Below are 13842 nucleotides of genomic sequence, written 5' to 3'. Positions count from 1 at the left end.
AACTTAATTTTTAAAAAAGGCTTTAATTTTAGGATCTTCAGACGTGGAAAGCTCTTCAAAAGTGCCTTCAGCATAATTAATACCATCAACGAGCAAGATCATCCTATTACTAATCACTCGAGCACAATCCACATCGTGAGTGATAATTAAAGACGATGTTTTATAGGTTTTTTGTATAGTTCGCATAAGCTGAATAATTTCTTTGGAGGTAATAGGATCGAGACCTGTGGTAGGCTCATCGTATAATATAATCTTCGGCTTCAAAATCAAGGCTCTGGCTAAAGCTACCCGGCGTTGCATTCCTCCAGAAAGCTCTGCAGGCATCAAATCGATAGCGCTCACTAAACCTACATTTTCTAAAGCTTCCACAACAAGCTCTTCTGTCGTCTGACCGGTGTTTATCTTGTCTTTGTTTCTTCTTAAAGGGAATTCGAGATTTTCTCGAACCGTCATAGAATCGTACAAAGCGCTTCCTTGAAATAAAAATCCAATTTCGGTCCGCAAAATGTCCAATTCTCTTTGGCCCAAAGAGACAATATCGTCATTTTTAATTTTAATAGATCCGCTATCAGCACCCATCAAACCGACTAAGCATTTTATCATTACCGATTTTCCAGATCCAGATTTACCCATAACGACAAGGTTTTCGCCTTCGTAGAGTTTTAGGTTAAAACCATTCAACACATGATTGTCACCAAAACTTTTTCGTAAATCCTTTAGTTCTAAAACAACCTGCTTCATATTTAAAAGAATATATCGGTTAAAAAAACAGCAATAAAGTCGATTACAAACAACAACATAGAGGTATAAACCACAGCGGCATTAGAAGCTTCTCCAACACCAACTGTTCCTTTCGAGCAGTTGTATCCTTTATAACACCCTACCAATCCAATAGCAAAACCAAAGAAAAATGACTTGACCGTCGCAGGAATGACATCGCTAAACTTAAGGGCGTCAAATACTTTATTAAAGTAAAGCACGTAAGACACATCTCCCTTTAAATTTTCAACAATGGCAGATCCAAAAAGAGCCACAGCATCGCCCATAATAATAAGCAAAGGAAGCATTAATGTGGTTGCTAATATACGAGTGACCACAAGGTATTTAAACGGGTTGGTCCCTGAGACTTCCATGGCATCAATCTGCTCGGTCACCTTCATACTCCCAAGTTCAGCTCCAATGCTAGAGCCAATTCTTCCTGCACAAATTAAAGAAATGATAACAGGACCAATTTCGCGAACAATAGAAATACTCACCATGGAGGGCATCCAAGAAACAGCTCCAAGTTCTAGCAAAGTCGGTCTGGACTGAAGGGTAAAAACCAGTCCTAAAATAAACCCCGTCACCCCTACTAGAAGAAAAGAACGGTTTCCCATCTGGAAGCATTGCCGAATCAACTCCTTCCATTCAAAAGGAGACGTGACTACTTCTTTAAAAAAGCGAATTGCGAAATAGGTCATATCTCCTATTTCTTCGAAAAAGCGTTTCGTTTTGACCGCTATAGAATTTGTCTTCTCCAATATCATCCTTTATCTGGACTAAAAGTAAATGGCTTTAGCTCAGCAAGAAATGATATTGGTCAGTTGTTAAGATTCATAATTAAGAACCAATAGCTTCATTTAAAGAAAGAAGCTAGGGATCAAGCGCCTCAAGCCTATTTATGCTATAAGTTTATGCGACAAGGCTTTTAAAAATGAGTCCGAGTCGAAGGAGAGTTATAAAACAAGAGCAAGCTGATAGCACTATATTTTAAAGAAGGGACCTACTGATCAAAAAACAGCTCATAAAGGATAATTCTAGTGGTGGGTGCAGTTTTTATGTATTAATTTAGTAAACACAACCTAGTATTGATATTATTCAAACCTGATTTTTTTTGTTAGTTTATCCAGGAGTAATTTCAGATAAATGTGTAGTGTTGTATTGATATAACGAGTTGTGTAACATTTACAAATCATGCTAACAGCAAAAGAAATAGAGAGATTGGCAGTTGAAAAATATCTTCAAGCGTCCAATCAATCTTATGAAATTGAAGATTTTGAATCTCCTGATTTTATCTTAAGAGGGAAAGGAAAGAAAATTGGTTGTGAAGTGACGGAATTCTATCCCGACTACTCGCCAAAAGGATCAGATTTGCGTCAACGAGAACGCTATTTAAATAATTTTCATCAAAAATTAAAAACAAAACTGCTTGAACATTATCCTCAAGATTATACTATTGGTATAAATTACAAACCTTATATTTCTGAAAAGAGTTCAACTGATTTAGAAGTTGAATCTGTTTTTTTTAATATAAAGGAAAATGTTAATTCAAGATATCTTGAATCCAGCTTTCAATGAAAATAGATTAATTAATTTATCCAATGATTTAAAAGAAAGAATGGATGAAAGAACGCTTGAAGAGTTTATTTCAAAATTAGATTCTACAACGTAACAACGCATATCACAAATAGTCGAATAAGTTTTAAAGAAAATAATTAACTTCAGAACAAAACTTAGGCGAAGCCTACAAATCCGAGTTCCTAACCCACTCCATTTAAGCTAACCATGATTGTTGTGCAAGATATTTCAACAAAATTCTAACTCCAATTTAAAATAATTGTATTTTTGATTTGTGGAAAAAATTGGTGGCATAGAAATTCGAGTTGTAGGAAAATCCGGGAATCTTAATTTAAGTCCGGATAATTATGATATTAAACAAATTGCATATTTACTGCAAAATGTGGAAGATTTGCTATACCCTACTCATAAAAAAGACAGACCTATTATTACCTACGATATTCAAGAAGGGTCTGTTCGACATATTTTCAAAACATCCATTCAAGCAGTCATAGGATTTAGTGCTCTTTTATCGCAAATCCAATCACAAAATAATATTGATTTTCTTGAATTAAGGACTGCAAGAGCAATTGAAGAGATTCAAAAAATATCTCGTCAAAAGAATTATGAATTTCAAATTAAAACGTCTTTAGAAAAAGATGCTGAATTGAAAATAAATCCTTCTACGAAATTCTTTAGAACTGAAAATACATGGGTTGATGCTGAATTTTACTTCTATGGTATTTTAAAAGATGCCGGAGGGAAAAGCAAAGCAAATATTCATATAGATACTTCTGACTATGGATATCTTTCTATAGAAACTGGAGAAGAATTTTTAAAAGAAAGGGAAGATAATTTACTATATAAAAACTACGGTGTAAGAGCAACTGGCAAGCAAAATATGGATACAGGAGAAGTTGATACTAAATCATTAAAACTAGTTGAGTTAATAGACTACAATCCTAAATTTGATAATGATTATCTGAAAACTTTAATTAATAAGGCTAAAAATAACTGGAAAGGAATAGATGCAGATGAATGGTTATTAAATATGAGAGGTGGGTATGAAGCATAGTGTTCTACTTGATACAAGTTTCTTTATTAGACTTCTAAACGATAAAGATCCTCTTCATAAAAATGCAGTTGGCTTTTATAGGTATTTTTTGGAAAATGAAATCATCACAAAAATTTCAACTATTTCGGTTGCAGAATATTGTGTAATGGGAAAATTAGAAGATTTACCTTTAAAAAATCTTCAGATATTATCCTTCAATTTAAAAGAAGCTGAAAGAACAGGAGTTTTTGCGAATATAATTTTTAGCGAGAATAAAGTGGAAATTGAAAAGTTGACTCCTCGAGCAATTATTCCAAACGACTCTAAGCTATTCGCCCAAGCTGACCTTGATAAAACGATATCTCACTTCGTTACATCCGATGTAAGATCCAAAAATACATTAGAGCTTCTTAAAAGAGGGATTTCTCCAAAATTCTCAATTATCTCAATCGATATTCCTCACACAGAAGCATTCGGGATTTTGGATTTATAAAAAACACTTTGCCAATTTTGGTTAAGCGCAAATAGCGGGCAATTAAGTGAAAAGTGATAGTTTAAAGATCAAATAACAAATTAAATATAAGCCGCCTTGCCTTCGCCCCTACTTTGTCAACTTGAGGAATCCTAGACCGTTCTAGTATCTATAATTCCTGCCACTGAGGCGAAAAATAGGTCGTTCTGCCACCAACTTTTATCTTCTCTATTTGGGCACCCGTATGGTAACAGGTCGCTCCTTCTTTTCTAAAGTGCATCAAAAAGGTTTTAGGGAAATCCTTATAATGGGCGTGATTTTCAATGGCAACCTCAATGACTTTTTTCATAGCATCAAAGACGCTTTTTATATCCGTATCTGTCATTTCTATCACTTTTTTGGTAGGATGGATTTTCGACTGGTATAAAATTTCATCTGCCATCCAATTCCCTACTCCCGCAGCAACACTTTGATCCATGATAATTTTCTTAATGTCTGTTTTACGACCATTAAACGACTGCTTAAAATCTTCAAGCGTTAAATCTCTAGCGTCGTCACTAAGTTTATGCGATGCTTTAAAATCGGCGATAGAATCTATAAGGTCCCACCACCCAAACTTTCGCTTATTCTCAAAGGCAAAATGAAATCCATTTTCGAAGCTTAGCTCCAAATGACCAAATTTTGGTCGATCTTCTTCATTTTTATAATAGTGTGGGCGTCCAGTCATCCCAAAATGCATAACCAGTATTTTTTTTCCTGTGGTTTTAAGAAACAAATATTTTCCAATGCGCTGGGTCTCTGTAAGTTCTTGATTATAAAGATAAGCGTCGAAATCTGCCTTGGGCTTTTTGAGTAATTTGGTATCCCGACAATCTACTTCGGTAATGCGTTGATGCAATGAGGTGCTGTCTATATAGGTTTTATAACCCTGTACTTCTGGTAGTTCTGGCATCGTTTTATTCTAAAGTTAGTAAAAAAACATATTTCTAGCTTATGCCTTTTTGATAGTTATAACAAACTTTTAGACTGTTGAAAAACCAACGGCGGAATAGTTCTAAAAAACAAAGTAGTTTGTGTTATTGAATTGAAAAGGTACTAACACAAAATTATTCTTTTCTCAGCGATGATTTTGGTGATTACTCGGGGTAATATTTTACTATTCTGGGAACTCCATTATTGGTCTTATCTTAGATATAATTCTGGTAGATCGAGGAATACAAACATTGCATATTACAAATCAAAATATCATTTTTAGAAAAAATCCAGAGTCTGGAAACCGTGTTAACATCATTTTCATGGTCGGTTTTTTTTTATAGGAGGTGCCTCTGCCACTAGCTTAGGAGCATATTTTTAAGAACATTTCGGTTGGGCTGGGATGTCTGTTTTAGGAGTTTCTTTCCATTGCTACTGTTGTGGTACATTTAATATTTCAAAGTAAAACAGTTTAACATGGACAAGAATTTTGATTTGATCATCACCAATGCATTACTAAATGAATACCAAGAAGCCGTTCACATTGCCGTTAAAAATGGTAGAATAAGTGAACTGGTAAATCCCAATGATGTTGATACTGAAGTAAGTCGAAGTTTGCTGGCTGAAAAAATCTATGATGCCAACCACCAGTTTGTTTGCTCAGGATTTTACGAAAGCCATATTCACTTAGACAAAGCCTGTATTTTGGACCGGTGTACGATTGAATAAGGAACGCTAGACGAGGCGGTTGCCGAAACTGGAAAGGCCAAGAAAGAATTTACAGAAAAAGATGTTTTTACTCGTGCAAGCTACGTCATAGAAAAGGCTATTAAAAAAGGAACTATGGGGCTACGTACTTTTGTAGAAACAGATTCTAAGACTGAGTTGCGCTCTTTTGAAGCTATTAAAAAAGTACGTGAAAAATATGCTTTCGCTATCGATATAGAAATTTGTGCTTTTGCCCAAGAAGGGCTTACGCAAGAAATGAAAACTCACAAGCTGCTAGATGAGGCTTTACAAAACGGCGCCAATCTTGTAGGCGGATGTCCCTATAAAGATGAAGACCCTGAAAAGCATATAGAAATGATTTTTGACTTGGCTCAGAAACATAACGTCAATGTAGACTTTCATCTCGATTTTGATTTAAATCCTAATCATTCTAGCATTCCAAAGGTTGTAGAAGAAACCATAAAACGAAATTACCAAGGTCGTGTTTCTATAGGGCACGTTACTAAACTTACTGCGATGTCTAGAGAACAACGCAAAATAATGGCCCAACTTCTTAATGAAGGGGGAATTACACTTACTGTTTTACCAGCAACTGATATTTTTTTAAATGGCCGTAATGAAGATTCTCTAACCCCAAGAGGGATGGTAAATGCTAATGAATTGAATAAACATCGGGTTTCTACAACTATTTCGAGCAATAATATTCTCAATGCCTTTACTCCTTTTGGCGATGCCTCTCTTGTTCGAATGGCAAACCTGTATGCTAATGTCACTCAACTTTCCAAAGACCAAGCTATAGAGGAAGTCTTTGATATGATCACTAAAAATGCCGCTCAACTTTTATCTATGCAGGTGACTATCGAGAGTGGAGCCCCCGCAAATTTTGTAGTTTTAGAGGCTAAAAGCGCTATAGATGTCATTCGTGAAATCGCTCAACCACTGGCAGGATTTAAAAATGGTAAACAAACATTTTCTAACAAGAAGGCGAAAATTTATTTCTGATGAGAAAGCAGACAACCAGTTTAACTGAAACGGATGAAAAATCTACAATCAATGTATCATAAAAATAATTCAAAATGAAATATAGAACAATTAGCCTTTTACTTGTTGCGATAGCCGTTGTGGGTTGTAATACTTCAAAAAAAATGAATCAAAACAATTATTCCCTCGACTCCTCAACTCTTAGCGATGGGAATAATATAGAAAATTCTAAAGCTGAGCTCACAGAAAAAGACCTGAAGTATCTTAAGCAATGCCTTATTTTAGCCGAAGATGCACTTATGGCTGGCGATGAGCCTTTTGGTTCCATCTTGGTAAACCAAAGGGATGAAGTAATCGCTACTGCTCGCAATCGGGTAAATGAGATCAACGTGTTGGCACACCCCGAAATTGAATTGGCAAAATGGGCAGCAGAAAACCTTTCAGAAGAAGAAAGAAAAAATACCACCATGTATACCAGTGGTGAACATTGCCCCATGTGTGCAACAGCTCATGGTTGGGTTAAAATTGGTGGGTTGGTATATTTACATTCCAGCCATCAACTGGGGGAATGGTTAAAAGAATTTGGTGTAAAAGACGCGCCTATTAATTTCATCCCAGTTGAAGATCTTATAAAAGATGCTGACATAAAAGGACCTGCAAAAGGAGATTTAATCGAAGACATAAAGCAGCTTCACAAAAGATATCATCAAAGAAAATAAACCATAAGAAAAGCAATTCAATTTACTTTCATAATAATACTTATTGTGACTCTAATTAGCTGTACGGTTATCTGGCCAGTCTATGGATTTTCAGTATTGGGGATAGCTATCTTTGGATTATGAATTTATGACTTAAGTCAAAAGGAACATAGCATTCTTCGAAATTTTCCAGTGATAGGCCATATCCGTTTTTTATTGGAAATAATAGTTCCCGAAATTCATCAATATTTCATAGAAGCGGACACCGACGGGAAACCTATAGACAGGAATCACCGAACATACATTTATCAAGGGGCAAAACCAGGTCATGGTGGTGTGTTGCCCGCCTCAAAAAAACTGAAGAAATTGCAAAGATAAGAGGCGTAGAACCCTATACTGAAGTCCTTTCGCCTCCAGGACATAGTACTTTTAACGATGCTGAAGTTTTATTATTTTTATTCAAAAACTTCGTCATCTTTCTGGTGGAAAACCCATTGGTTTCAAATTGTGTATTGGTAACAAAAAAGAGTTTATTGATATCTGTAAACAAATGCTCAAAACGGGAATTAAACCAGACTTTATTACAGTGGATGGAGCTGAAGGTGGTACAGGAGCAGCTCCCATCGATTTTTCTAACTACGTTGGAATGCCTTGGGAACAAGCCTTAATTTTTGCAGTCGACACCCTCAATGGTTACGGATTAAAAAAGATATTAAATTGATTACAGCGACCAAAATTTTTACAGCTTTTGATATTTTCAAAGCGCTTTGTATAGGGGCAGATGTCTGCAATTCAGCACGAGGAATGATGCTTGCCTTAGGCTGTATACAAGCCTTGAAATGCGATACTAATAAATGTCCTACAGGTGTAACGTCCAACGATCCTGCTTCTATGAGAGGGCTTGTGGTTTCTGATGAATGGGAACGTGTAAAAAACTATCAATCCGAAACATTAAGAGAATTTACTGAGCTGTTTGCAGCGGCAGGATGTTCTGACCTCTCAGAACTCAACCGGTCTTTGATTAACAAACGCATAATAGATGATGTTAAAACCTATGAAGACTGGTACCCTACTGTAAAACAAGGGAGCTACATTAAATCTGAAGCTTAAGTAAGAAAGAGCATTTATTGGTTACTTTGGAATGAACGCATGGTTACATTAAAGTAAGTTGGTTAAATTGTGATTTGTATTTTGAGTATTTGTAGCGCAATGGAAAAGCAAAACAAAGAAAAAGGTTCTGTATTTTTAAACTCACTGAGGATAATAACTTATGATTCTAAAAAAATAAACCTAATTTCACATTTCATTGGTTTAAAACCTATGTCTAGAGTCGTGTCATCTATTTTTAGTTTAGATTAAAAAAAATAAGGAGTGTTCAGGAATTTAGTTTTTACATCTACGAACTAGGTATACATTTGTAATCAATTAGTTTCACTTAATACTTCAAAATATCATCGAATAAAAAGGTTTACTATAACGTGTCTTATTAAAGAATAATGAATGTAACAGAAGACCATTTAAAAGAACGAATTAAGGAGTTGACTTGCCTTTATGAAATCTCCTCTATTATTATGAATACCGATGTTGAGCAGCTTCAAGAAACCTTAACTGCAATTGGATTAAGTCTCAAAAAAGGATTTCAATTTCCCAAACAGACTGAAATTGCAATCGACACCTCGTTAAGTTCTATAAGAACAGGCCACATTAATACATCTCTAAACCTAACTTCTGAAATTAAGGTGTTCAATAAATCCAATGGCACTATTCTAGCTTCATTGCAAAAGGATAAGAGTTCGTTTTTGAAAGAAGAAAAGCAATTACTAGATAACATTGCTTTAAAAGTTGGTAATCTTTTAGAGCGCATTGAGATACAACAAAACGAGACGTCACTCAAAAGACAGATGGAGCGAGCAGACCGATTGGGCATTCTAGGAGAAATTACCGCAGGTATTGCCCATGAGTTAAACACACCTCTAGCCAATATTTTAGGCTTTGCAGAATTATTGAAGGACGATTTTAAAGGAGATCTTCAAGTTTCTAGAGATCTGGAAAAAATCATACAAAATGCTATATTCTCAAGAGAAGTTGTCAAAAAATTGATGTTTTTTGCATGTGAAATGCCTCAAAAAATGCAAGAAGTCAATATAGTCCCAAGCATCAAAAATGCCATTTCCTTACTCGATGCTTCTTTCAAAAAAGCTGATGTAAAGTATATAGTTAAAATAGAAGATGAGACGCTTCTGCTTCGAGCAGACACCATCCAACTTACACAAATCATTTTTAATTTGATCATAAACGCCATCTATTTTTCTGAAAAAGGGGGATTAGTAACCATTGAAGCTCATGAGGATAAAAATTATATTATACTCATAATTTCCGATGAGGGAACTGGATTTACAGCTGAAGCCTTGGAAAAAGTTTTCCAACCATTCTTCACTACAAAACCTACAGGAGATGGCTCTGGCATGGGCTTAAGCGTAGTTCACGGTATAGTAGCCAGTCATAATGGTATTATCACTGCAGAAAACAATAAAGACAAAGGCGCTACATTTACCGTAAAACTCCCAAAATCCTAGCTAATGCAATTGCAAAAGGAAAATATACTTATTGTTGATGACGACATCAATATCTTAGAGCTACTTCAACGCCATTTACAGTCATGGAACTACCACACCTTCAAAGCAGTTTCTGTAAAGGAAGCCGTACAGATTTTACGCGATACAAAAATTGACTTACTCATCACAGATTTAAAGATGCCTGAAGTTGATGGCTTTGAGCTCATAAAATTTATTTCGGAGCACTATCCTGAAATCCCTAAATTAATTGTGACGGGGTATCCATCGGTCCAAGATTCTTTGGCCGCCATAAAGTCGGGAGTTGTCGACTATCTCACCAAGCCCTTTACCAAGAGTGAATTAAGCACGGCTGTTCAAAAATCTCTTCAGAATAAAAAAACTGTTGATACTGACTTACCGTCTTCAGAATCTCAAAAAAATAAAGCTTACGGAGAGATCATAGGCAATTCAGAAAAAATAAATACGATTATCCAGACTATAGAGCGCGTAAAAAACAACAAAGCAACCATATTTATAAAGGGCGAAAGTGGAACTGGAAAAGAACTTGTAGCCAGAGCCATTCATTACCAAGGCAAATTTTCTAGAGCGCCTTTTATAGCTGTGAATTGTGGAGGGATTCCTGAAAACCTTCTCGACTCAGAGTTGTTTGGCTATACCAAAGGGGCGTTTACCGGTGCCGATAAATCACGAGATGGCTTCTTTCAAGCCGCCCATGGTGGCACTATTTTTTTAGACGAAATAGGCAATGCTTCACCTTCTGTTCAAGCTCGCTTGTTACGCGTACTTCAAGAAAAAGAAGTCGTAAAAATAGGTGCTCAAAAAGCCGAGAAAGTTGATGTGCGTGTTATTGCAGCGACCAATAGCAATCTAAAGGATATGATACGCAAAGAGAGCTTTAGAGAGGATTTGTATTACCGTCTTACAGTAGTCGAAATAAACGTAGCTCCCCTAAGAGAGCGAAAAGAAGACATTCCGTTACTGGTTGAAAAATTCTTGTTTAAGTATGGAGTAGAGTATAAAGATCGTTTTATGAAGATAAGTCCAGAAGCCTCAGCTATTTTACAACGTTATGATTGGCCAGGAAATATTAGAGAATTGGAAAACGTAATTCAACATGCCGTAATTATGTGCGACAAACTTGTTGAAGTAGAGCACCTGCCAGATGCTTTAAAATTTACTATTAAATTTCCGAAAGATGAATTGGTCCCTCTCAAAGAAATGGAGAAACGCTACATCCAAAAAGTATTAAATGCTTCAAATAATAATAAAACAAAGGCAGCAGATATTTTAGGTATTGACCGAAAAACGTTGAGGCTAAAGCTAGAAGATTAGCACTTTTAAATCATTTCTTTAATCAAAATTATTTTTAGTGTAAACTTTCTCTTTTCAAGTAGATTACAATGTAATCAGCAAAACTCACCAAAAGACAAAAGGCTCGTAAACAACAACATTCTTCAATTACTGATTAATCCTTATCGACACAATTCTTCTCACCCGGGTCATTTTGCACCAGTCTCGATTTTCTGATGAACTCTTATAAAATCGTTAAGACTTTTATCAACAGGGGCTTTCGCACACTAGCTAGTAATTGAATATCTAGTGGCATACCCCTTGCTTTTAAGTATATGAAATAATAACAATATACTATGAGTCAGAATCAATTCAATATTTGCCCAACCTGTTCACACCAAAGTACGTGTGTTCTAACTAAGCATAAAAATCAAGTTTGGGCTTGCAGCGAGTTTGATGAAAAGAAAACCGACCACTCTTCTGAGAACAGGCCAAGAGAACAGAAGGGAACAGAACCCAAGCTAGAAATAGCGTATACTTAAACCAAAAACACATTGACAAAAGGAAACTTATTATGACAACAATGACCACTGAATTACCTAGAGAAAAAGCTAAATCCAAAAGAGGTGTAATGGATAACGTGATGGCGCAGTTTAACACTGCTGCAGATCGAATCAATTTAAACCCCAATATCCGTAAAATATTAAAAATCACAAATAACGAAATTATTGTTCACTTCCCTGTAAAAATGGATAACGGTGATATGGAAATCTTTACAGGATACAGAGTACAGCACAATAATGCATTGGGACCTTACAAAGGAGGATTGCGCTACCACCCAACGGTAGATATTGATGCAGCAAAAGCTCTAGCTATGTGGATGACTTGGAAAACCTCTTTGGCAGGACTTCCTTACGGTGGAGGAAAAGGCGGTATCCAGATAGATCCTTCTAAATATTCACAATCTGAGCTAGAACGAATTACGCGAAGATTCACTTTTGCATTGGCAGACAACATAGGACCAGAACACGATATCCCTGCGCCAGATGTAAACACCAATAGCCAAACTATGGCATGGATTGCAGATACTTATATGAGTACGCGACCACCAGCAGAACGAACTGCAAACCAGCACGTAGTCACTGGAAAACCAGATGGGAGTGGCGGTCTTGAAGGACGTGATCGAGCAACAGGATACGGCGTTTTCCTCACTATTAAATTTTGGTTTGAACGCAAAAATGAAACCCTAGAAGGAAAGACGTTTATCGTCCAAGGCTTTGGAAATGTAGGCTACTGGGCCTCTCACTTTTTAGAAGGAGAAGGTGCGAAATTAGTTGCAGTTCAAGATGCTTTTGGCAGTATTGAAAACCAAAATGGAATTAAAGTTGAAGATCTTTTCAATTACACAGAATCGAACAACGGTAGCTTAGTTAATTTTCCAGATGCCGAAGCTTCAAATAAAGATGAGTTTTTTGGAACTGAATGTGATATCTGTATCCCAGCTGCGCTTGGTGGACAGATTACCAAAGACAATGCAATGACAGTTAAGGCTACATTAGTTGCTGAAGGCGCAAACGGCCCTACCGATGTAGATGGAGAAAAAATACTAATAGAACGTGGTGTCACCATTATACCTGACATCTTATGTAACTCTGGAGGTGTTGTAGCAAGCTATTTTGAATGGCTACAAAACAGAAACGGTGAATTTTGGCAACTTGATGAAGTGATGCCAAAGCTGGATAAAAAGCTACTCGAATCATTTAATAAAGTTTACGAATATTCAGAAAAAGAAGCAATGGATTTCCGAACTGCAGCTTATTGTATCGCCATTAAAAGAATAGAAAAGGCCTATATACAAAGAGGTATTTTTCCTTGATAACATAATTAAAATAGAAATTAGCATGAAATATGGTAGTTTAATATTAGAGAAAAAAGAGTATGTGTATTTGAAGCGCATACTCAACATCTCGGGATATGCCGAAGATGTTGAAATACAAAACTCTCTTAGACGATTTAGCGAAGAATTGAAAAATGCTGAAATAGTTGATGATGCTAAAATCCCTAAGGACGTTATACGCTTTAATAGCAAAATAAGGGTGTCTTCCGAAAATGGCTGGGAAAGGACAATACAACTTGTTATCCCTTCAGAGAAAGATTTTAAGCAAAATAAAATCTCTATTCTCACCCCTATGGGCGCTGCTCTTTTTGGGTATTCTGAAGGAGATTCTATAGTGTGGGATTTTCCTTCGGGCAAACAACATCTTAAAATTGTAGCTGTAACTCAGGATCTTACTCATAAAAAAATTGAAATCCCCATATAAAAATTGAAAATGGAACCTTTAGAAACAGAAATATATAATCACGATACCGAGGTGGATGTGACTCATAAAATCAATACCATTGAATTGGAAAATTGGATCAATCACTTGAAGTATATCAAAAAAGAGCTGGCCAATCTTATTGGGCTTTGCTCCAACGATTTGAATGGTAAACTGGATGATGAAAGTATATTTGAAAAATTTCAAAAGAAAGCTTTAGAAAATGATGCTTTACTTAGCGCTCTTCAAAAATATATGAGTGCAAGGCGAGATATCATAGAATGTGAAGACATGCAGTGCGATATGATTTACATAAGCGAACACGAAAGTTACAGAAGAGGTTATTTGTATCACCTGGATAAATACAGACGATTAAAAGATGAGTTTTTTAATAAAGTACAAGGCCAATTTACTTTGCTAAAAAAACCCTCTTGAG

General features: G+C 35.9%; 14 protein-coding genes and 2 pseudogenes. 13 read left to right on the top strand and 3 right to left on the bottom strand.

Annotated elements, in window-relative coordinates; translation table 11 throughout:
* Positions 1–3: 3 nt before the first annotated feature.
* Together PGOND44_RS11175 and PGOND44_RS11170 are read right to left on the bottom strand one after the other, a co-directional pair.
* Positions 4–741, bottom strand: coding sequence for an ABC transporter ATP-binding protein (locus tag PGOND44_RS11175; RefSeq protein WP_003441832.1), 738 nt, complete (start codon positions 739–741; stop codon positions 4–6).
* 2 nt (positions 742–743) lie between these two features.
* Positions 744–1526 (bottom strand): MlaE family ABC transporter permease, encoded by a 783-nt coding sequence (locus PGOND44_RS11170; protein ID WP_003441829.1) that lies wholly within the window; start codon positions 1524–1526, stop codon positions 744–746.
* A 427-nt stretch (positions 1527–1953) separates the two neighbouring features.
* Between PGOND44_RS11170 and PGOND44_RS11165 the strand changes: the two genes are divergently transcribed.
* From PGOND44_RS11165 to PGOND44_RS11155, 3 genes are all read left to right on the top strand, one after another.
* Positions 1954–2337 (top strand): hypothetical protein, encoded by a 384-nt coding sequence (locus PGOND44_RS11165; protein WP_003441826.1) that lies wholly within the window; start codon positions 1954–1956, stop codon positions 2335–2337.
* Positions 2338–2611: 274 nt separating this feature from the next.
* Complete coding sequence (locus PGOND44_RS11160) at positions 2612–3391, top strand: hypothetical protein (protein WP_003441823.1); 780 nt, start codon at positions 2612–2614, stop codon at positions 3389–3391.
* Complete coding sequence (locus PGOND44_RS11155; RefSeq protein ID WP_003441820.1) at positions 3381–3863, top strand: hypothetical protein; 483 nt, start codon at positions 3381–3383, stop codon at positions 3861–3863. Before PGOND44_RS11160 ends, PGOND44_RS11155 begins: the two co-directional genes overlap by 11 nt.
* Before the next feature lie 148 nt (positions 3864–4011).
* Here the strand turns inward: PGOND44_RS11155 and PGOND44_RS11150 are convergent, their stop codons facing one another.
* On the bottom strand, positions 4012–4794 hold the full coding sequence (locus PGOND44_RS11150) for a DNA-formamidopyrimidine glycosylase family protein (protein WP_003441817.1): 783 nt from the start codon (positions 4792–4794) through the stop codon (positions 4012–4014).
* A gap of 497 nt (positions 4795–5291) precedes the next feature.
* Between PGOND44_RS11150 and PGOND44_RS15765 the strand changes: the two genes are divergently transcribed.
* The 10 genes and pseudogenes from PGOND44_RS15765 to PGOND44_RS11110 all read left to right on the top strand — a co-directional run bounded on the left by PGOND44_RS15765 (position 5292) and on the right by PGOND44_RS11110 (position 13841).
* Entirely contained in the window at positions 5292–5543 is a 252-nt protein-coding gene (locus PGOND44_RS15765; RefSeq protein WP_201764732.1) for a hypothetical protein, read from the top strand.
* A gap of 66 nt (positions 5544–5609) precedes the next feature.
* Positions 5610–6545: pseudogene (locus PGOND44_RS11145) on the top strand (amidohydrolase family protein); the annotation flags it as partial.
* Positions 6546–6619: 74 nt separating this feature from the next.
* A complete protein-coding gene (locus PGOND44_RS11140; RefSeq protein ID WP_003441815.1) occupies positions 6620–7243 on the top strand; it encodes a nucleoside deaminase in 624 nt (207 codons plus the stop codon).
* Between the two features lie 484 nt (positions 7244–7727).
* Positions 7728–8332 (top strand): annotated as a pseudogene (locus tag PGOND44_RS16075) (glutamate synthase-related protein).
* Between the two features lie 386 nt (positions 8333–8718).
* Positions 8719–9798: a sensor histidine kinase gene (locus PGOND44_RS11130; protein WP_003441812.1), complete on the top strand. Its 1080-nt coding sequence runs from the start codon at positions 8719–8721 to the stop codon at positions 9796–9798.
* Between the two features lie 3 nt (positions 9799–9801).
* Entirely contained in the window at positions 9802–11130 is a 1329-nt protein-coding gene (locus tag PGOND44_RS11125; RefSeq protein WP_003441809.1) for a sigma-54-dependent transcriptional regulator, read from the top strand.
* A gap of 314 nt (positions 11131–11444) precedes the next feature.
* A complete protein-coding gene (locus tag PGOND44_RS15575; RefSeq protein ID WP_155943828.1) occupies positions 11445–11630 on the top strand; it encodes a hypothetical protein in 186 nt (61 codons plus the stop codon).
* Positions 11631–11662: 32 nt separating this feature from the next.
* Positions 11663–12964 carry a Glu/Leu/Phe/Val family dehydrogenase gene (locus PGOND44_RS11120; RefSeq protein ID WP_003441805.1) on the top strand — a complete coding sequence of 434 codons (1302 nt, stop codon included), beginning with the start codon at positions 11663–11665 and terminating at the stop codon, positions 12962–12964.
* A gap of 25 nt (positions 12965–12989) precedes the next feature.
* Positions 12990–13409 (top strand): GreA/GreB family elongation factor, encoded by a 420-nt coding sequence (locus tag PGOND44_RS11115; RefSeq protein ID WP_003441802.1) that lies wholly within the window; start codon positions 12990–12992, stop codon positions 13407–13409.
* 9 nt (positions 13410–13418) lie between these two features.
* Positions 13419–13841: a hypothetical protein gene (locus tag PGOND44_RS11110; RefSeq protein WP_003441799.1), complete on the top strand. Its 423-nt coding sequence runs from the start codon at positions 13419–13421 to the stop codon at positions 13839–13841.
* Position 13842 lies beyond the last annotated feature (1 nt).

The organism is Psychroflexus gondwanensis ACAM 44 (assembly GCF_000355905.1).
Lineage (GTDB): Bacteria > Bacteroidota > Bacteroidia > Flavobacteriales > Flavobacteriaceae > Psychroflexus > Psychroflexus gondwanensis.
Note: the sequence above shows the minus strand (reverse complement) of the source record. Positions and strands in the feature narration are given on the sequence as shown.

Bases quoted from the DNA above. Each gene is read 5' to 3' on its own strand.
- PGOND44_RS11115 (WP_003441802.1), top strand. From the start codon at position 12,990: ATGAAATATGGTAGTTTAATATTAGAGAAAAAAGAGTATGTGTATTTG.
- PGOND44_RS11170 (WP_003441829.1), bottom strand. From the start codon at position 1,526: ATGATATTGGAGAAGACAAATTCTATAGCGGTCAAAACGAAACGCTTT.
- PGOND44_RS11165 (WP_003441826.1), top strand. From the start codon at position 1,954: ATGCTAACAGCAAAAGAAATAGAGAGATTGGCAGTTGAAAAATATCTT.
- PGOND44_RS11130 (WP_003441812.1), top strand. From the start codon at position 8,719: ATGAATGTAACAGAAGACCATTTAAAAGAACGAATTAAGGAGTTGACT.
- PGOND44_RS15575 (WP_155943828.1), top strand. From the start codon at position 11,445: ATGAGTCAGAATCAATTCAATATTTGCCCAACCTGTTCACACCAAAGT.
- PGOND44_RS15765 (WP_201764732.1), top strand. From the start codon at position 5,292: ATGGACAAGAATTTTGATTTGATCATCACCAATGCATTACTAAATGAA.
- PGOND44_RS11175 (WP_003441832.1), bottom strand. From the start codon at position 741: ATGAAGCAGGTTGTTTTAGAACTAAAGGATTTACGAAAAAGTTTTGGT.
- PGOND44_RS11140 (WP_003441815.1), top strand. From the start codon at position 6,620: ATGAAATATAGAACAATTAGCCTTTTACTTGTTGCGATAGCCGTTGTG.
- PGOND44_RS11155 (WP_003441820.1), top strand. From the start codon at position 3,381: ATGAAGCATAGTGTTCTACTTGATACAAGTTTCTTTATTAGACTTCTA.
- PGOND44_RS11120 (WP_003441805.1), top strand. From the start codon at position 11,663: ATGACAACAATGACCACTGAATTACCTAGAGAAAAAGCTAAATCCAAA.
- PGOND44_RS11150 (WP_003441817.1), bottom strand. From the start codon at position 4,794: ATGCCAGAACTACCAGAAGTACAGGGTTATAAAACCTATATAGACAGC.
- PGOND44_RS11125 (WP_003441809.1), top strand. From the start codon at position 9,802: ATGCAATTGCAAAAGGAAAATATACTTATTGTTGATGACGACATCAAT.
- PGOND44_RS11110 (WP_003441799.1), top strand. From the start codon at position 13,419: ATGGAACCTTTAGAAACAGAAATATATAATCACGATACCGAGGTGGAT.